The sequence below is a fragment of the Ferrimonas kyonanensis DSM 18153 genome (assembly GCF_000425405.1).
GTDB lineage: Bacteria > Pseudomonadota > Gammaproteobacteria > Enterobacterales > Shewanellaceae > Ferrimonas > Ferrimonas kyonanensis.
Genome location: NZ_AUDJ01000002.1, coordinates 82,474 through 101,301 on the forward strand (window position 1 = coordinate 82,474; position 18,828 = coordinate 101,301).

Genomic DNA, 18,828 nt, shown 5'->3' on the forward strand with positions numbered 1-18,828 from the left:
GCTTACCTCCCCTCTAGTCGACATATCGAATGGTGATCCGGGTGCTATTACCAAACTCTTTCTTTCTAAAGTACTGATGTTTTAGATTCTTGCCGTCACAGCTGCGGGGATAGGAGAATTGAAACGGGTCCACCATGTCGATGCAGAACGGATTCTGTTTGTTGTTGGATTGCCATTTGATATTGCCGCTCTGAGTCCAGACATAGACGTCGTAGTCCGATTTAATGTCAAAACGTCGGCAGCGGTTCTTCTCGGTTTTGTACCAGCCGCGGCTGCTGGATTGCTGGGTTCTTCTGTGAGTGATGGCGATGGCGGTCCACAGGGCCGCTTTGCTGCTGATGTTGCACACAAATACGCCGTCTCGATTCTTCTGGTACAGGAAGTTGGTAAGCAGTTGGTGAGACATGCCATCGGTAGAGGGGTGGTCCTTGGCCAGCTGCGATAATGCGAGACGAGTTTGATTGCCAAATACGCCGTCCGGTTTGCCCGCCGGGTATTGGGCGTACAACAACTCTCGTTGCAGTTGTTTGGTTTGGTACTGCAACTGCTCCGTCAGGGTGTTGGCTAAGGCCGAATGCCCCCGCTGTTGCGCCAGTTGCGGCAGGCCAACGCCTTTAACCCGAATCTCCAATGGGGCCCGGGCACGAATCAGCGTGTCGGCAGTGAGGCCGTGTCCGTTGATGACGGCTAAGGCCAGCGCCGAGGCTCCATCGGGGGCGGTGGCGTAGATCGAGGATGGCGAGCGTTTCAGAATGACGTCCACCATTTCGGTATTGCCCCGGTATGCGGCGTGCATCAGAGGCGTCCAGCCTTGATCGTCGTCATCCAGCAGTTGTTGTTCGCTCACCTTCAACGTCGCCATAAACTGGCCGATATCGTCACTGAAAATGGCGTCCATCAGGCTGGGGTTATTGTCCCGATGGCCGGTCGGTTCCAGGTGAGCGGCAAGCTGTTGATGCCCGGCTAGGCTGGCCAGATCATAGGCGGTCAGCCCCTGCTGGTTGGTGAGGCTCTGATCCAGCTGCGGGTTAGCGGATAGCAGCGCCTTTGCCGCTTCGATGGCGTTTTGGCTGGCGGCGAACATCAGGGGCGTAAAGCCGGTGGGGGTCTGGCTGTTGGGGCGGGAGCCGGCGCGGAGTAGAACGGTGACGGCCTGGCCCTGGTCGCTGGCGGCGGCATGGTGAAGCGGGGACCAGCCTTCCCGGTCGATTGCATTTGGATCCGCGTTGTCGTCAATGAGTTGCTGAAGTCGGTCAAGCTCTCCGCCAGCGGCGGCTCCCATCAGTGCCTGGCTGGCTTCAAGTTGAGTGAGCCGAGCCTGCAGGGCGTCGGCGGCGTTCGGGTCAAACAGGGTCAACAGCCCGGGGTTACCACTGCTTTGTGCCAGTTCGGTCAACGAGAAGCGGTCTTCGCCAAGGGTCACCATGGCGTGAGGGTCGGCGCCGGCATCAAGCAGCGCCTGAGTGGATGGAATGTCTTCGGCGAGCAAAGCAAGCGCCAGAGGCACCATGCCGCTGGAGGTGATTCGGTTGGGGTCGGCGTCGTGGCCCAGCAACAGTGTCACCATCTCGGCGTTGCCGTTGATTAAGGCCAGTTCCAGCGCGGTGGTGCTGTCAGAGTCTGAGACCGAAGCCAGCTGGCCGGAATCGAGAGCGTGTTGCGCCTGCTGCAGGTCATTGAGGGCAATGGCTTCAACAAGATCGTACTCAAATTCAATGCCGGGCTCGGGCGGCGGTGAGTCGAAACGCTCCTCCAGGCTATGCCATTGGCTGCCTAAAACGAAGCCGATCAACAACGTAACCAGAGGCACTACGAACGGGTTCATAGTCGGCGTCCTGTACAACCAGAAATCAAGACAACATTGAAGTAACCACAGTGTCTTTGTGGCAATTGATTGAGGCTAGTTCAGGTTGTTTGACCGGTCAAGGATCGCCGAATGGCTGAAAGGACGGGGGGCGCCCCGTCCTGGTTTCATGATTATTCGTCACTGCGCCACTTGATGGAGCAGCCCATACTGGGGTGCTGAGTCTGCGGGCCGGTGCCGCTGGCGGCGACCTGGCGCATGGCATTGAGCAGCTCTGGGGTGCGCTTGGCCGGGTCGTCCATGCGGGCATCGTCCAGTCGGCCCCGGTATTGCAGTTGCCCCTGGGCATTAAAGCCAAAGAAGTCTGGCGTGCACACGGCGCCAAAGGCTTTGCCAACGTGCTGGTCTTCATCCACCAGGTACAGGAACGGCAGCTTGTGCTGGCGGCTAAAGGCCACCATGTTGTCGGGGGAATCCGCCGGGTACTCCTGGTAGTCGTTGCTCATTACTGCCACCACGTTGACCCCTTCGGCCATCAGTTGGCGGCAGTCCTCGGTCAGGCGGTCGATGATCTTTTGCACATAGGGGCAGTGGTTGCAGATGAACATCACCAGCAGCCCCTTGTCGCCCAGTTGTTCACTCAGGGTAAAGGGGATGCCGTGGGGATCGCTCAGGGTGAAGTCCGGAGCCGGCCAGCCGAAATTGCAGAGTGGGGTATCCAGTAACATGGGGTCTCCTTATACGGGCGGCGCACAGGCCGCCGATGACGCGGTTTGATATCGACTAGCCGATTGGGCTCATCTCATTGACGCTGAAGCTGTCGACGGCGCCTTCGGTGGCGGCCAGGTAGTCTTTCAGGTGCTGGTTGTCCATGTGTGCCCGCCATTGTTCCCGGGAGGCCCAGTTCTCATAAAACAGGAAGTGGGCCGGGTTGTTGTTGTCCTGATGCAGATCGTAGTTGATGCAGCCGTCCTCGGTGCGGGTGGTGTCGATCAGCTTCAGCAGTTCGGTTTTGACCCGTTCAATCTGGTCGGTCTTGGCGATGATGTTGGCGACGATGGTCAGTTGAGTCATGGTGGGGCTCCGGTGAGGTGTTGATTGACCCATAGGTTAGACCTTGATTGCTACGGTTTAAACCTCATAATGTTTGATAGATTATCAAAAACAAGAAGATAATATGCTGACTGAAGATCTGCAGGTCATCCTCAAGGTGGCCGAATTTCGAAGCATAACCGCCGCAGCGGCCAGCCTGGACATGCGCACCGCCACCGCCAGCGCCGCCGTTAAACGGGTGGAGGCTGCATTGGGGGTGGAGCTGTTTATTCGCACCACTCGTCATTTGCGATTGTCCACCGCCGGCGAGCGCTACATTCCCCAATGTCAGCAAGCGTTGCAGATGCTGGACCAGGCCCGGCTCAATATGAAAGATGAGCTGGCGATCGTCGATGGTGAGCTGAGGCTGGCGGTGTCGTCGGATCTGGGCCGCAACCTGGTGATGCCGTGGCTGGATGAATTTATGGACAACCACCCTAAGCTCAGCCTGCGTGCCAGCATCGGCGACAGTAATGTCGATTTTTACCGGGATGCGGTGGACATGGCGCTGCGCTACGGTTCCCCCAGCGATGCCAGCGTGTACGGCTTTAAGATCTGCAACGTTCCCCGGCTGCTGTGTGCCTCTCCGGAGTACCTGGCGCGCTGCGGCACCCCCACTCACCCTCAACAACTGACCAGTCACAACGCACTGTGTTACCAGCTGCAGGACATCATTCATAACGTGTGGGAGTTTTCCGGCCCCGACGGCGATTTCAAGATTAAGATGCAGGGCAACCGGGCCAGCAACGACGGCGATCTGGTGCGGCGTTGGTGCGTGTCGGGCAAGGGGTTGGCGATAAAATCCGGTCTGGACATGGCCGATGACTTGCTGGCGGGGCGGGTGGTCAACGTGATGGCCGACTACCCGGTGGCGGCGTCGGAGCTGTGGCTGATCTGCCCCAGTCGCCAGTCCATCACGCCGGCGATGCGGCTGCTTCGGGACAGCGTCAAACACAAGTGTGCCGATCTGCTGGGGCAACTGGTAGAGCGGGGCATGGTGGATGCTGCCATTCTCGATGATTGAGCCTGCCAAGGTTTGCAGGCTTCGGGGTGGCCGGGCCCAGGCAGGCGCCGGCCGGTAGGAGTCGCTTATTTCGAGCGGGTGGATTCCACCTGGCGAACCCAGTCACAGCAGATGCCTGCCTTGGCATGGTGCTTGTGAATCGCTTCGGCGTTGGGGGCCTCCAGCACGCAGTAGATCAGGTTGTCCGCCTTGCTGAACAGGATGTCGTGGTGAGTGACACCAAATTCATCTGCCGGTGCATTCTGCAGATCCTTTAGCTGCTGCTCAGTAAAGGGCTCCATTGGGTGAGTGTCGATGAACTTAGGCATACGTTGTTTCCTCCGTCCTTCTGGATTAGAGGCCACCGGCCTCGGCCTTGTTGGCAGAGGCCTGAGTGGCCACTGTGGCTCACGATTGCGGAACGGGATTCAACCTATCAAAGGATAGGTCAGATCGCCGACATCGTCGCCTCCGACTGGCGTAACAACGGCGCTCTATCTTGCTTGGTGTTGCCGGGAATAGCGCTTGCTGGCCCAGTTGACAATTCTCTGCATGGCCCAGCCAAACAGGCCGGGAAACAACCGGGCGCCGTGGTAGCTGAGTTTGGCGCGAAACCCCGGAATGATCAGGAAGCGGCCTTTCTCTAGTCCGGACAGGGTGGCACGGGTGACGGTGTCGACCTGCAGGGTGCCGCCAAGATCCTTCAGTTGCCTGGCTACCGGGCTGATGTAGGTGCGCTCCTGGGCCACCATCGGCGTGTCCACCTCGGGCGGGCACAGCACCGAGACGGTTATCCCCTGGGGACTCACCTCCTGGCGCAGGGCCCCGGCCATGCCCAGCAGGGCAAACTTGCTGGCGCTGTAGCCGGAGTAGCCATAGGGAGCAATGAGCCCGGCCAGGGAGCTGACAAAGCAGATCTGCCCCTGTGGCTGTTCCAGCATGGCGGGCAGCCAGGCTTTGGCCAGGCGGCGACTGCCCAGCAGGTTGGTTTGCATCAATGCCTCGAACTCGTCGTCGCTTTGCTCGAGGAAGGGGATGCTCTGAACGATGCCGGCACTGAGGATCAGCAGTTGCGGCTGCCCCTGTTGAGCGCGGATCTGTGCCACCGAATCCTGCACCGCCTTGGCATCGTCGACGTCTACCGAGTAACCGTAGACCTCCGCCGTTGGCGCCAGCGACTGGCACTGGCTTACCGCCTGCGCCAGTCGCTCGGGATGTCTGGCCAGCAGCGCCAGTCGCCAGCCTCGGGCGGCATAGGCTTTTGCCAGGTCCAGGCCGATGCCGCTGGAGGCGCCGGAGATCAGCGCCAGCGGCGAATCTGAGTGGTTGGGTGTCATGTGTCGCTTTCCTTGCGGTTGTCGGCGGCGATAAAGCGGCCATAGCCAGGTTCGGTTCCCAGCGCTGGCAGGATCCGTTCGTCGTCCACCGCCAGCTTGCCGTTGATCACCACCTGCTTAACGATGCCCGGGTTGCGATTCACCAGCCGTTTGAGGTCGAAATTGTCCATCTCTGCCCAGTGTACCGCTTCCAGGTCCTGAGCAAAGCCGGCGGGGTCCAGCACCACCACGTCGGCACGGTCGCCGCGGCGAATGGTGCCGGCGTCGACCCCCAGCCACTGGGCCTGTTCGCCGGTCAGGCGCCAGACTGCTCGCTCCATGGACATAATAGGCTGTTGCTCGTCGATGGATTCCTGCACCAGTTTGAGCATTCGCAGCGGCAGGTTGTAGAACGACATATTGCGAATGTGGGCGCCGGCGTCGCTGAAGCTGATTAAGGCGTTGGGGTCGGCCACCAACTTCTTCAGTACCGGCTTCCTGTGGTTGGCTACCGTGGTGTACCAGCGTAACTTCTGGCCGAACTCCACCACCAGATCCAGGAACAGATCCACCACATGGATGCCTCGGGCGCGGGCGATTTCGTCGAAATTCTTGTTCACCAGGCTGGCGTCCGGGCAGTCGATGATGATGGCATCGGACAGATCCCGCTGCCACACCCGTGGGCTGAGTTTTTCACCATAGAATTTACGAAAGTTGCGCCGATAACTTTCGTCTTTCAGCAGCTCGTTGCGGGCCAGCTCATCTTTAAGATCCAACGCCATCTCACCGGCGCCAAACTCCTCGAAGAACACCACATCGATTCCGTCGGCGTAGACGGTAAACGGCGTCGGCAGCACCTGCCAGCGAAAGTCGCCCTTGACCGCATTGGTAAACCAGGAGGTCAGTTTGGTGAGGTTGGTGAGGTAGCGGCTGCCCTTGAGATCCATCTGGCTGATGAGGGTGGTTTTCAGCGGCTTGCGGCGCCAGCCGATGCTCTCGCGCACGTAATCGAAAATCTGCAGCGGCGTGGCGGCATTGGGGGCGCCCTGATGCACCCGATCGTAGCGGCGAACCAGCTTGTTGAGGCGGGCGATTTCCCGCCAGTGGGCGTAGGTGCTGGGCAGGCTGCGGGACCAGGCCCGGTCACCGTCGATCTTGTCCCACTTCAGGCACATGGTCGACAGGCCGAGGAAGCCGCATTCCAATGCTTCATGCAGCAGCGCCTCCATCGCCTGCATCTCGGCTTCGCCGGGCTGGGTGTCGTGGCGAGTGGCCCGGTCCAGCCCCATGACACTGGCGCGCAGATCGCTGTGGCCGAGAAAGCTGATCAGGTTGGGCCCCAGCGGCAGAGTGTTGACGTGCTCCACCCATTGGCGCGGTGTGGACCAGCTCTTGTTGCGCTTGAGGATTGGCAGCACCTTTTCCCGGGGCACGGTTTCCACCCGGGTGAACAGATCCGAGGCATCTTCGTAATCGCTGCAGATCATGCTTAATGAGCAACTGCCCACCAGCACCGTGGTCACGCCGTGGCGTACCGACTCCGACAAGCTGGGGCTGACCAGCAGTTCGGCATCGTAATGGGTGTGGGTGTCGATAAACCCCGGGGTGATCCATTTGCCCTCGGCGCTGATCACCCGTTCGGCGCACTCCGGTGCCAGTGCTTGTTCACTGACGCAGGCGATCTTTCCGTCCTTGATGGCCAGATCCCGAATCTGGGACGGGGCGCCGGTGCCGTCAAAATAGCGCCCCCGTTGAATCAAAATGTCGTACTGGGCCATGTCAGCGTGCTCCTTGCAATTGCCATCCAATAATTATGCATCCTATTCGCATTAGTGTTGTCCGGCTTGTCATTTGGTGACAGCTGCGAAAAGATAAAGCGACCGCAACGAATCATCAGGCCAACGGAGTGCAGCCATGACGCGGCAGTTTCAGATCAGAGTCAGTGCCCTGGCGGGCATCGAACGCCTGATTCAGGCTTTGGGCGGCGACAGCGACGCATTGCTGGCGACCGCCAGGCTGACTCGGGCGGCCCTTGAGGACGAGCACCGGACGATGGCCATCGACGAGTTGGCCAGCCTATTGCAGCGCTGTGCCGAGGCCCTGGACTGCCCGGATTTCGGGCTACGACTGGGAGCCGGGCAGGACTTTGCCATGCTGGGGGGGCTGGGCGCGGTGCTGCAGCACAGCACTACGCCGCAAGAAGCACTGAAGGCGGTGCGCAGCCTGATGGCGTTTCATAACCAGTCGGAGTACTGGAACCATGAATTGCAGGGGCAACTGCTGGCCATCTGTCGTTATGACAATTTTCACGCCGAGTCGGACTCGCGTCAGTACAAAGAGCTGGCGATGAGCGCCTGTTTTCATCTGTGTCAGCGACTGATGGGCCCAACATTTCGTGCCGCCCGGTTGGATTTCAGTCACGCGCCGCAGCAGCCTCTGGAACACTATCGCAAGCATTTTCAGACCGAGGTGATGTTCAATCAGCCCCAGGACGTACTGTGGCTACCGGCGACGCTGCTGACCCAGCGGCTGCATCGGGGCGATGCCATTGCCAAGGCGACGGCGGAGCAGCGGTTACAGCGGCAGTTGCAGCGACAGGGGCAGGACCGGGTACGACAGGTCAGCGGGCTGATTCAGCAGACATTGGGGGCAGGGCAGGCCAACATCGACCACATCGCCGCGTTATTGGGGCTGCATCGACGCACCTTGCAGCGGCAACTGGCGGCCGAGCAGCAGGATTTTTCCCGCCTGCTGCAGCAGATTCGCATGCAGTCGGCCTGTTGGCAGCTGCGCTACAGTGCCATGGACATCACCCTGTTGGCGGAGATTCTCGGTTACCGGGATCTGAGCAATTTTTCCCGCGCGTTTCGCAAATCTCAGGGACTGTCACCGCAACAGTGGCGACGGCAGCATCGAGAGTAACGGCGAACGCTTCTTCCATTGGGTCGGCAACAATTCGTGCCGGGCTTCACACTCCGTCCTTTGCCTCAAAATCACTGCCAGATCCCTTAGTAGTGGCAGTTTGCAGCTCCTTTACTCTCGAGGTTGTTCCAATGACCGAAAATTAAAACGAGAGAAGCGATGATGAAAATACACTCCCTGTCTGCGTTACTGCTGGCGGCATTGCTGGCTGGTTGTGGCAGCGATGATGACGGCGCCACTGCGCCAGCGCCGGAGCCGACGCCACCGAAATCCCCCTACCTGACCCTGGACATTCAGCCGCAGGCAAAATTTGAAGGCCAGTTTGTGGTCTACCTGGGGCGTTACGCCGATCCGCTTAAAGACTGGTTACAGAGCGACCAGGCCCGCGACCTTAGCGGCGATGGCCGCATCGATGAACGGGATGCCCACCTGGATGGCGTCTACAACCCGCCGCAGACGGCCATCGTGGTGGATGCCAAGGAGATGGACAGGGTACTGCGCACCAACCCCGATGGCCTCGGCGCCGGCAGTGCCCGCCCCGACATCTTTGTTGACGGCAATTACTCCAGCTTCGATGCCCTGCGTTACCTGGCCTACACCCGCCAGGACCTGAAACTGGAGCAGGTACAGCCACCGGCGCTGACCGGCCGTGACACCTTTGAGTTTGTGCTGTCCTGGGACCGCAATGGCGATGGCGTGTTCGATGAGCAGGACAACGACGTTTACGCCAATTTCATGGGCCACGACTGGCACACGCGAGTGAAATACGATGGCGGTGAGCTGATCAAGCTGAACGGCACCCTCGACGGGCTGGGCCCACAGGGGGAGGCCCACTACGAACGACTGGACCAGATCTGGGTGCAGCCGGGCATGACCCTTCGCTTTCAACCGTTTTCGCCGGAGATGACCGAGCGTCGTCGCTGGGTTCAGGATCGGGAAATGGCGCGGCTGGCACAAAACGGCGGCAAGGTGGTGCTGCCGCAGCTGAACATCATGAAACCGGGCGAGCCCCAGCCGATGGTGATTGCCAACCTGGAGGTAACGGCACACAACATGAGGCCGGATATCTTCCAGCCCGGGGTGATCACCAAGATGGACATCTTCCTGTCTGCCGCCGATGCCGGCCTGGATGTGGCCTTTAACTACTGGCCGTCGCTGTCTACCGGCGCCAAGGTGGAGCACTTTGCCCTGTTCCGGGTAGACGGCATCGCCTCAGAGGTGGGCCGAGGTTGGGCCACGGTGTACGGCGACATGGCGGTGCACGGCGATTTCTCCCGAGCCTCGGTGTGCGATTTCGCCTCGCCGGCCACCGGCGGTATGGATCTGGTGGTGGATCCGGAGCATTGCCGCCTGGACTGGAACTCGAACTTCGGTGGCAACGTGATGCACATGATGGCCGACACCTGGGTGATGAACCAGCCGGTGCAGTTCACCATGATTCTGGTGAAAGACCACTACAAGCTGTGGGGCATGGAGGAGTACAGCGGCAAGGCGCGGGTCGAGCGCGATTTCAGCGAAGCGGAGGATGGCTCCGACATCATGACCCTGCAGGCGTTTGATCTGCCCGAGTCCGGCAGCGGCCCGCTGTTGACCGAAACTCACTTTGGCTGGGGCATTGCCGACTGCACCGAGTGTCACAATGAGCAGAAACAGCCACTGGGCCACGGTGGCCACAGCTGGCCGGTGAACAGCGCCGACGGTTTTGATGCCACCCAGCCGTACTACTGCGCCACGTGCCACGGCAATAATGGCGCGCCCAAGGGCCATGGCGAGACCGCCCGCTGCTTCTGGTGCCACGCCGGAGACAGCACCACGCCAAGCCACCATGGTGAGGCGTCCACCCGTCGCCTGTACCAGGGCGACGCCATCAAGAGTAACGACAAAATCTACAACGACCCCAATGAGCTGAATGCACTGCCACGGGACAGCGATGGCAACTATCAGCCCTATGAGCAGGTGTGGAGCTCGGTGAACTCCGACTGGGACATGAGCCGGGTGTTCCCCGACCCGTACTCCTGCATGACCTGCCACCCCAACTGATTGCTCTCCCCGCCACCTCGGTGGTGGGGAAACTGGCAGATCTTATAGTCATTGTTTGGGGCAGCTTGGTTATACTTGCCCCTAACCGTTTTAACCGCTGCGTTTGTCACCGATTCATGAGTACCGTCCTGATCCAAAAATGCCCCATCGACGGGGATCACCTGCAGCGAGCCAGCGCCTATCTGGCCCAATTTGGTATTACTCATTTCTTTTACGGCATCACCACCAAGGTGATGATTCCGTCGTTGCACCAGTTTAAGAAGCTGCGCCGGCGGCTGCCTCAGGAGATGATTCAGGCCAAGTGCGGCGTCTATTCCAGCGACGCCATTCTGACGTTTCGCCACCACTACCTGCAGCACTTTGCCGCCACCGACGAGGCCTACTTCAACAAGCACCCGTTGGGGCTGAGTGTGTGGCAGGACCCGGATCTCAGCGGCGCCAAAGGCGAGCAGTTTGCCCGCCTGCTGGAGGACTATCAGATTCGCAGCCGCGGCGTCTGGCACCTGCCGATTCGACAGCACCCGGACTGGCTGGCGGCGTTTGTGTTCTTCTCCGATCTGGACCGGGCCACGTTGCTGGCCAACCTGAGTGCCAACGAGGCCGACATCGGCCATCACCTGGCGCTGTATGCGGCGCTGTTTAACGAGCAGTGCATCGCCAGACTCAACCCCATCGCCAATTTCAGTTGCCTGTCGGAACGGGCCTTGGCGATTCTGCGGTTAACGGCGGAGGGCAACTCCAGCGAGGAGGTGGCCGAGCAGCTGTCGCTGACCGAGAGCGGCGTCAATTACCACCTGGACCGCATCAAAGAGCTGCTGAACGCCCGCAACCGGGCCCAGCTGATCAGCATGGCCCACACCATGGGGTTATTGGATTAGCCGTTTGGAAAGACCGCCGAAACACCGGCCAATAACTGCAAGAAGTGATTGATGTACGGCCATTCTGTAGCTAACTTGAACAGGAATCCATCAGCGGGAGCCAAAAATGGCAAACATGGGCCGAGTAAGCGCCTTTATTACCCTTCTCTTGGTGCTGGGCGGCTGTACCTCTGGCCTGCACGGCACCTTTGTTAGCCACAGCCATGGCGCAACCGCCGGGGCGGTATTACTGGGGCCGGTAGAGGGAGAGAGCTGCCAGACCCAGGCGCTGTATTTCATTCCCATGGATGAGCCACCCTCGACTCAGCAGGCCATCGAAGCTGCCAAGGCGCAGATAGATCACACCGAGTACCTGGCCGATCTGGCCATCGATGATGAAACCCTGTGGCACATCGGTTATGCCCGTCAGTGCATCGTGGTGCGGGCTTTTGCCTACGGCCGCCCGCCAGCCCCGAACGTCGAGACCCAGTAGCAATGAAAACCAAACGCGCCGCCATGGAACTGCGAGTGTTTGATGAGTCGCAGCCACAGTTAGTTGACACCCTCAGGGCGCGCATTCGTGATTTTAATCGTCAGCACTGGCCCGAAGTGACCCGCAAGCCGCTGGCGGTGGCAGTGCACAGCGACGACGGCGAGCTGCTCGGCGGTGCCAGTGGCAGCAGTTTTGGTCACTGGCTGCAGCTGGACTGGCTGTGGGTCGACCCGGCCATGCAGGGGCAGGGGCTAGGGCAGCAGTTACTGGTGGAGTTTGAACGCCAGGGGCACCAACGGGGTTGCCGCTGGTGCCTGCTGGATACGCTGGAGTTTCAGGCCAAGCCCTTCTACCAAAAACGAGGCTACCAAGAGGTGTGGCAGCAACAGGCCTACCCACTGACCGGCCAGCGCAGTTATCTGGTTAAGACCCTGGTTGATGATGCCGTGGCCTAGTATGGCCGCACCACCGCGGTGATTGCTCTATTACTCCATGGGGCGCATTACCCACCGGGTTACATCGCCGCCCGCTCAATCCGCACGGTTTTGGTGATGCCCTTACGGTCTACGACTTCCAGAAATACCGGGCTGCCAGAAGGGCCGCGAATGGCGTTGATTGCCTGGTCCATGGACCACTGGCTGACGCTGTGCAGCTGATCCGGCTGTTGGCCGATGGCGATGATCTTATCGCCGCTTGTCAGTTGTTGGCTTTTGTCGGCCGGGCCGCCATCGAGAATGACCTTAACCACCAGGTAGTCGGCGGGCTTGTCGATGGAGATGCCAATGCCGCTGTATCTCTCATGGCCTTCGGGCAGCACGAAGGTGATGAACGCCGGTGGGTAGTGGAGATCGCTCAATCCGCTTTCGGCTGCAAACGAGCCGTTAGCCACCACCTTGCTGACGTTCCACTGGGTCAGATCCTGATCGAAAGCGCTGGCCCGAAAAAACATCCCCGACATGTCGTCAATCTTGGCAGTGTCCCACTGGTCCAGCGGTTGGTTGAATGCACTGGCATCGCGGAACATCCACTTCATTACGCTGACATTGCGGGTGTCCCACTGATTCAGTGGCTGATTAAAGGCCCAGGCGCTTTTAAACATGGCCCCCAGATCGGTGACGTTGCTGATGTCCCAGCCGGCTAAGGGTTGGTTGAAGGAGTAGGCGGCCCAAAACATCGAGCGCATCGAGCTGACGTTAGACACATCCCAACTATTCAGTGGCTGGTTAAAGGCCTTGGCACTGTAGAAGGTGCCGCGCATTAACCGCACCTTGGCGGTGTCCCAGTGGTCGATCGGCTGGTTGAACGCCGCAGCGTGTTGAAACAGCAGCGACATGTCGGTGACGTTGCTGGTATCCCAGTCGCCGATGGGCTGATTGAACTCGGTCATCATGTAGAACAGCCGCGAGAGGTCGGTAACATGGGAGGTGCAATAGCGGATCTCTCCTGAGGCTAGCGCCGCCAGGTTGTCCTGATCGCGGATGCTGTCATTGTCCACCACCAGGTAGCGATGACCCTCATGGACAAAGGTGCTGTTAATGCCTTGGTCGTGACAGACAACCGTGGTTGATGGCGTGTTCAGATTGGCGCAGCCGCCGAGCAGGCCAATAAGCAGGAGTGTGGGTAAGTATCGCATGGAATGCCTTGTGCCGAAGAAACGCGAACTAGCGGATAGATATAAGGTATTGTTACTTATTTTTCTGAGGGTTACATCACTGAATTGGTGGTCATTGCCCCTATAGTAAACAACAGGCGGCTCAGTGGGGCTGGTTCTGAAATTGGTTGCTGAGCCCTACGTCATCAGCTGGATAGGTATAGACAGGCTGCAAGGCATAGGGGGCTTGGTAATGGCGGCTTTGGCGCCAGGAGCACTCGTTGGCTCCATACCCAAAACGTCAGTAACTACGAATGCGCACTTTCACCGGTAAAAATTCTCACTTTTACCTACAGCCACCTGGTATCCATATGATTAGGGAAGAAAAATTCCTAGCTAACTGTGTTTATGTAGACCCCACTATGTATTCATGCGCACTTTCCACACCAATTGCCAGTTGAAAATTTCGGCAACTCTTCTCTAACCTATTGTTTGTATGTGAGAAAATAGAGTAGAGTAAACCAATTGCTGAGGTGTTGATTTCGGGCTTAGTGCGAATTCGCACTAATACACTGTTAGCTGTACAAGACGTAGCATCGAATGAAGATTGGAACTAAAGAAGAACACATAGAGATAGAAGAGCTAGAGAGAAATCCAGAGGGTAGTCCTTGTGCTGGCGATGTTAACGTTAGTGTTGCTTTAGCCCTGCAGGCATTTTCGGGCTCCTACGATGGGGTTTGGCTTGAGTTGCCAGAAATGGAAAGGTTCATCGCGGAGTTAAAAACACTTGATAAAAAGAGAAATGGTAGTGCCAAAATATCAAGCATGAGTCCGGATGAATTTAGTTTTGAAATTCGTTCTTCGGATTCTTTGGGCCATATGGAAATTGAGGTTCAATTACACCGGTATCAGTATAGCGGCCCCAAGTATTGGCCCATTTATTTAAAGGGTGGCTTTGAAACTCAGCCCGAAACAATTAGGCAGCTAATATCATGCTTCAAGGCACTTACCAACTAATCACAGCTAACAAGGCCAGCCAGAGGGACCAAAAACCGCCGCTTCACTCTGGTTTTTCGGCCCCTGCTGGCGGCGTTAAGTTGCAAGGAGGTAGCTATCAATACTCTCGACTACCTGAAAGATAGGTATCAAGAGGAGCAAGCAAGATTCAGTCACTTCGAGTCCAAGTGCTCGAAGATGCTGAGCTTCTTAACAGGGCTCATTGGTGCTTTGACGATCTATAGCGGGTATGCAAAAGATACGCTTTTCAAATTAGAAGCCCCATTGAATTACACTCTGCTTGGGCTGTTCTTGTTCGCTATTTTCTATGCAGTCTGTGCATGGGGTCATTCATTATTAGCTATTAAAATTGGTGATTGTCCAATACTACCAAAAAGCCAAGAAGCAGCGGATTATATAAAGTTATCTGATGAGAGCGATAGAGTTGAATATATATATAATTGCTATGTGGGCACGATAGAGCAGCTTTCTGACGTGATTGATGAGAAATCTGTAAACCTTACATACGCATATTAAGAGTTAACGATTAGTGCTTGGGGGCTTGGGCTTCTAGGCGTAATTACTGTCATGATGGAGATATGCAAATGACCGATAAAGTACCGCAAAATAACAATCAGAAACCGAGCACACCACCTACGACAGAGTATGTGAAGAAATCTCGTGTGCCTGCACAGAATAATCAGAAGAAGAAGTAGCAACTTAACAAGCCAATTCAGCCGACCGCTAACGCGTCGGCTGATTGGAGCGTTATGTAGCAGCAATAGGAACATCATTTTGAATACAATGATAGCAAATGAGATTAAAGACGGTTATAGCTGGACTTTAGTTAGTCGTCTTGCTGATATGCTCGAGAAGTCGAGTGAAATTTATGGACCTAGGGATACAAGTTATACAGTATTAGGAATCGAGTTCGAAAAAGATGGACCACAAATTTGGTATCCATTTTCATCAAATTATATCGCCATTCAATTGAGTCTGAATGCGAGTAATGATTTTATAAATGGATGCTACGAATTAGCGCATGAGTCTGTTCATCTTCTATCTCCTCTTGGTAAGCGTGGTGCTAGTGTTTTAGAGGAGGGCCTGGCGACTAAATTTGCAGTAGACTATGTTAAGTCAGAGTTTGGGGTTAACCAAAAAATTAATCTTCCAAGCTATCAAAATGCATATGACTTGGTTTGCAAACTAATCGCATTAGATGAATCAGCTATCAAAAAATTAAGAGAACACGAGTTTGTAATCTCTAAGTTCACATCCGAATTATTAATGGAGCACTACCCTGAGGTAGGGCAAGAAGTAGCAGACGAGCTATGTTCTATTTTCAAACGAAATGCTACATAACAAACAATTTAAGAGTGATTCAGCACGCTTGGCATTTTTGGTTTAGGTCGAGCTTAGTGATTACGGGGGCAAGTTAAGTGTCGTGGTAGCGTGCTTCACACCTTAATTGGGCGTTATACCTAGGGAAGAGTAGATGGAATTGGCCGAAGAAATATATGAATCAATACAAAGCTTCTGCAACGATGGTGATGTAGCTTTAGAGGATGATGATCTTCATAAAGCTTACCAAAGCTACATGAAAGCTTGGGAGCTAATTCCTGAGCCTAAGACTGATTGGGAAGCTTCCACATGGGTTTTGGGTGCGCTGGCAGATGTATACTTTTTTAATGAAAACTTTTCAGCGTTAAAAGAGTCACTCGAGTACGCAATGCATTGTCCAAATGCAATTGGAAATCCTTTTCTACATATGCGTTTGGGGCAAGCTCAGTTAGAACTTGGTAACACTGAAAAGGCAAAGGATGAGCTAGCCCGTGCTTTAACGGGAGCCGGTAAAGACATTTTTGAGAATGATGATCCTAAGTATTTCAACTTCATCATTCAGTTTATGCAACCACCAGAGGGACAGGACTCTTGGTAAAAAGGTATAATAAGGCGCTGCAACCGACTGCCAAAAGCTCCTGAACGACCGCAATGTGGCGAAACCAGTCTCTCATTTTCGCCCGTCCTTAACTGACTGGAGCCAAGAAATAATGCGCTCATCCAATTAGTTCTGCTAGTAGCATCGCAGATGGCTCCACATCATCTGGAGCCGGTTCACAAACCTTTGCCTTGGTATCATTTAGGAGCTGGCTCCAACAAGATCACTCTGTGAGCTATCTGGCTCAGTAGTTCAGGCAGCTTTTGATATGGTTCTTGCCGGGGTCTTTCATGACTCGGACTGGCATTGTTGTTGACCAATGCCGGGAAGCTCTGTGGCTTGAAGGGAAACCGTTATGTTTTACATATAGCCACAGCAACTTGCTTAGGTTCACAACTATAAAAATATGTATCATAAAGACATTCCCAATTTTATTAATTAGGTGTAATGAAACTGGATGGCGATTTGAGCCATAGTCTCTACACGTCATATTGGAGTCAGTGATGAAGTACGTGCTCGTTGCCATGTTGCTAGTGTTGGCCTCTGCCACAAAAGCAGAAACGATCAGGGATCAATGCCTAAAGGACCTCGAAGCATTACCAGAATTTCTTTTGGAAAATGACACTGGAGCTCCAGATCATTTGGCACAACACGGCCAAGACCATTTCGATGAAGCCTTGGAGAGGACACGCCTAGAAATTTCGTCTATTGAGTCTGAGTTAGAGTGCGACTCTGCAATAAGGAACTATCTAAGGGCCTGGCGTCCCAGTCATCTCGCAATTTGGCCGTCACATTCAGAGACTGGCAGTAAGAGCTTGAAGGATACTTTAAAGGATGAGTCTTTGGCCCCAAGGTTCAGGAAGCTATCATCTGATACTGCTTACTGGTCTATCCCCAGCTTTGCCTATGAACAAGGTAAAAAGATTGTTCAACTCTTAGAGCTGCACACTCCTTCTTTAGCAGAAACGAAAAATTGGATTATCGACATTAGAGGAAATGGCGGAGGTTCCGATGAGAGTTACGAACCGCTTCTCCCTTATGTCCTTTCAGGTGAAACCGTCGAGGTATCAGTCGAGTTTCTGTCTACTCCGGCCAATATCTCCGCGCTAGAGGAAGCCTGCGAGAGGTTCGCAAATAACGACCCGTCCTGCATAGCCATGGTTAATCCAATGATTACTAAGTTGAGCAGCACAGTGAAGGGGGAGTACGCGCAATTGAGTGATCAGCCGCTTAAGTATGAGAGTTTTACTGCTGTTCCTGAAAATGCGCCGGCTAGAGTTGCTGTGCTGGTCGATGGAAAGTGTGCCAGTTCTTGCGAGCAGTTCCTGCTTCTCGTTCAGCAAAGCTTCAAAGTGAAGCTCGTTGGGCGCCGCAGTCATGGTGCACTTGATTACTCTAATCTACGGCCTTTTAGTTTGCCGTCAGGAAAGCGAGAGCTCTTTTACGCTACATCTCGCAGTCTGCGCTTACCCCATCAGCCCGTGGATATTGCCGGTATATCACCTGACATTTACTTGCCTAAGCCAATTGATGCGGAAGAGTGGGAGTCTGAGATCATTCGGGTTCAGCATTGGCTAGAAGGGGGCTCCTTAAAACCCTAGCTTTGACTCGATAGGAATCATGTTAAAGCTTCATTACTTCCCTGGAGGGCTGCCTTTGGAGGTAGTCGCCTTCTGCACTCTGGGGTCATTAGACTTGCAGAAAAGCACTTAAGTGCTTAATTCGGGGCTGGTATTGGTCTCCCAATTACTCTGTTGTCAGAGCCAGTATGTCGAGAACAGGCTCAGAGTTAACTGGACATCCACCCTAAGATCTTTGGTTCTGGTTGCTTGTGACGTTCCCGCAAAGCTGGGACGGGGAGCAAGCCGTTGGACAGTGCCGGGGCTTTTCGAGATGGATGCCCCTCGGATGCAAAGGTGGGTGGCCAGTTAGGCTCTGCTAACGTTGTTTCCTATCTGTGCCAAAGTCTGAAGCAGGCCGTCATCGGCAAGTATCTGCTGCTCATTTCTATGCGTATAATAATCAGTAGCAGCACAAATACTTATGACATAGTGATTTAAATGTTCTGGATAATTATCTTACTCATCATCACATTATGCGTCTTCATGCCGGGTATGTGGGTCAAACATGTGATGGAAAAGTACGAACAGCCGGCAGATCGGTACCGCGAGCAGGGAAGCGGTGGTGAACTTGCGCGCCACCTGCTCGACAGTTACGGCCTCGTCCATGTCCAGGTAGAGGAGACCCCTGTCGGTGATCATTATGATCCGGTCGCTAAGGCTGTGCGTCTGACGCCGAAAAACTACTCAGGATACTCTTTGACAGCAGTAACTGTTGCCGCCCATGAGGTGGGGCATGCCATTCAGGATTCACGCGGCGAATCGTTGTTCCTGGCGCGGCAGAAACTCGTTAAGACAGCAATGGTCGGCGAGCGCCTTGCTGGCATTATGCTAATGGCGGCTCCGATTATCCTAGTGCTAACCCGCATTCCGCAAGCGGGAGCATTAACGGTAGTGATTGGCATTGTTTCGATGGCACTCAGTACCCTGGTGCACCTGATTACCCTTCCAGTTGAGTTCGATGCCAGTTATGGCAAGGCGCTGCCGCTGCTGAAGCAAGGCCAGTACCTGCACGACGGTGACCTGAAGCATGCGGAGAAAATTCTCAAGGCGGCGGCACTGACCTATGTCGCTGCTTCGCTGACCAGCTTGTTAAACTTGGGACGATGGATCGCGGTGCTTCGTCGCTAAGTTTTACTTATTGGCAGTATGGCCT

At 55.5% G+C, this 18,828-nt stretch carries 19 protein-coding genes; 12 read left to right on the top strand and 7 right to left on the bottom strand.

Translation table 11 applies throughout. From position 1 onward, the window contains the following. Nucleotides 1-13 precede the first annotated feature (13 nt). From H598_RS0103025 to H598_RS0103035, 3 genes are all read right to left on the bottom strand, one after another. Entirely contained in the window at nt 14-1,825 is a 1,812-nt protein-coding gene (locus tag H598_RS0103025; protein ID WP_028111680.1) for an ankyrin repeat domain-containing protein, read from the bottom strand. A gap of 152 nt (nt 1,826-1,977) precedes the next feature. Beyond that, entirely contained in the window at nt 1,978-2,532 is a 555-nt protein-coding gene (locus H598_RS0103030) for a thioredoxin family protein (RefSeq protein ID WP_028111681.1), read from the bottom strand. 55 nt (nt 2,533-2,587) lie between these two features. Continuing rightward, the gene (locus H598_RS0103035; RefSeq protein WP_028111682.1) at nt 2,588-2,878 is read right to left on the bottom strand and encodes a putative quinol monooxygenase; all 291 of its coding nucleotides are present in this window, start codon (nt 2,876-2,878) and stop codon (nt 2,588-2,590) included. Between the two features lie 103 nt (nt 2,879-2,981). Here H598_RS0103035 and H598_RS0103040 point away from each other — a divergent pair, with 103 nt between their 5' ends. Next, entirely contained in the window at nt 2,982-3,920 is a 939-nt protein-coding gene (locus H598_RS0103040) for a LysR family transcriptional regulator (RefSeq protein WP_028111683.1), read from the top strand. A gap of 65 nt (nt 3,921-3,985) precedes the next feature. On the opposite strand, the gene H598_RS0103045 is transcribed toward H598_RS0103040, so the two are convergent. From H598_RS0103045 to H598_RS0103055, 3 genes are all read right to left on the bottom strand, one after another. Next, nucleotides 3,986-4,228 (bottom strand): nickel-binding protein, encoded by a 243-nt coding sequence (locus tag H598_RS0103045; protein ID WP_028111684.1) that lies wholly within the window; start codon nt 4,226-4,228, stop codon nt 3,986-3,988. A gap of 165 nt (nt 4,229-4,393) precedes the next feature. Continuing rightward, nucleotides 4,394-5,236 (bottom strand): SDR family NAD(P)-dependent oxidoreductase, encoded by an 843-nt coding sequence (locus H598_RS0103050; RefSeq protein WP_028111685.1) that lies wholly within the window; start codon nt 5,234-5,236, stop codon nt 4,394-4,396. Continuing rightward, entirely contained in the window at nt 5,233-6,993 is a 1,761-nt protein-coding gene (locus H598_RS0103055; protein ID WP_028111686.1) for an N-acyl-D-amino-acid deacylase family protein, read from the bottom strand. Before H598_RS0103055 ends, H598_RS0103050 begins: the two co-directional genes overlap by 4 nt. Nucleotides 6,994-7,129: 136 nt before the next feature. Between H598_RS0103055 and H598_RS0103060 the strand changes: the two genes are divergently transcribed. The 5 genes from H598_RS0103060 (at nt 7,130) to H598_RS0103080 (ending at nt 11,982) form a co-directional block, all read left to right on the top strand. Next, nucleotides 7,130-8,137: an AraC family transcriptional regulator gene (locus H598_RS0103060; RefSeq protein WP_028111687.1), complete on the top strand. Its 1,008-nt coding sequence runs from the start codon at nt 7,130-7,132 to the stop codon at nt 8,135-8,137. Nucleotides 8,138-8,296: 159 nt separating this feature from the next. Then, nucleotides 8,297-10,177, top strand: coding sequence for a hypothetical protein (locus H598_RS0103065; protein ID WP_028111688.1), 1,881 nt, complete (start codon nt 8,297-8,299; stop codon nt 10,175-10,177). A gap of 116 nt (nt 10,178-10,293) precedes the next feature. Continuing rightward, nucleotides 10,294-11,055: a helix-turn-helix transcriptional regulator gene (locus tag H598_RS0103070; protein ID WP_028111689.1), complete on the top strand. Its 762-nt coding sequence runs from the start codon at nt 10,294-10,296 to the stop codon at nt 11,053-11,055. Between the two features lie 106 nt (nt 11,056-11,161). Then, complete coding sequence (locus tag H598_RS23180; protein ID WP_245595543.1) at nt 11,162-11,527, top strand: hypothetical protein; 366 nt, start codon at nt 11,162-11,164, stop codon at nt 11,525-11,527. Between the two features lie 2 nt (nt 11,528-11,529). Then, entirely contained in the window at nt 11,530-11,982 is a 453-nt protein-coding gene (locus H598_RS0103080; RefSeq protein ID WP_051252331.1) for a GNAT family N-acetyltransferase, read from the top strand. Between the two features lie 59 nt (nt 11,983-12,041). Here H598_RS0103080 and H598_RS23185 read toward each other — a convergent pair whose 3' ends face one another. Further along, entirely contained in the window at nt 12,042-13,160 is a 1,119-nt protein-coding gene (locus H598_RS23185; protein WP_051252332.1) for a BspA family leucine-rich repeat surface protein, read from the bottom strand. A 558-nt stretch (nt 13,161-13,718) separates the two neighbouring features. On the opposite strand from H598_RS23185, the gene H598_RS0103090 reads away from it, so the two are divergent. The 6 genes from H598_RS0103090 (at nt 13,719) to H598_RS0103115 (ending at nt 18,803) form a co-directional block, all read left to right on the top strand. Next, nucleotides 13,719-14,135: a WapI family immunity protein gene (locus tag H598_RS0103090; RefSeq protein WP_028111691.1), complete on the top strand. Its 417-nt coding sequence runs from the start codon at nt 13,719-13,721 to the stop codon at nt 14,133-14,135. A 177-nt stretch (nt 14,136-14,312) separates the two neighbouring features. Continuing rightward, a complete protein-coding gene (locus H598_RS0103095; protein WP_028111692.1) occupies nt 14,313-14,651 on the top strand; it encodes a hypothetical protein in 339 nt (112 codons plus the stop codon). Nucleotides 14,652-14,909: 258 nt separating this feature from the next. Next, on the top strand, nt 14,910-15,476 hold the full coding sequence (locus H598_RS0103100) for a hypothetical protein (protein WP_156896915.1): 567 nt from the start codon (nt 14,910-14,912) through the stop codon (nt 15,474-15,476). Nucleotides 15,477-15,609: 133 nt separating this feature from the next. Next, complete coding sequence (locus tag H598_RS0103105) at nt 15,610-16,053, top strand: tetratricopeptide repeat protein (RefSeq protein WP_028111694.1); 444 nt, start codon at nt 15,610-15,612, stop codon at nt 16,051-16,053. Nucleotides 16,054-16,556: 503 nt separating this feature from the next. Continuing rightward, nucleotides 16,557-17,654 carry a S41 family peptidase gene (locus H598_RS0103110; protein ID WP_028111695.1) on the top strand — a complete coding sequence of 366 codons (1,098 nt, stop codon included), beginning with the start codon at nt 16,557-16,559 and terminating at the stop codon, nt 17,652-17,654. A 459-nt stretch (nt 17,655-18,113) separates the two neighbouring features. Then, nucleotides 18,114-18,803 (top strand): zinc metallopeptidase, encoded by a 690-nt coding sequence (locus H598_RS0103115; protein WP_028111696.1) that lies wholly within the window; start codon nt 18,114-18,116, stop codon nt 18,801-18,803. Nucleotides 18,804-18,828 lie beyond the last annotated feature (25 nt).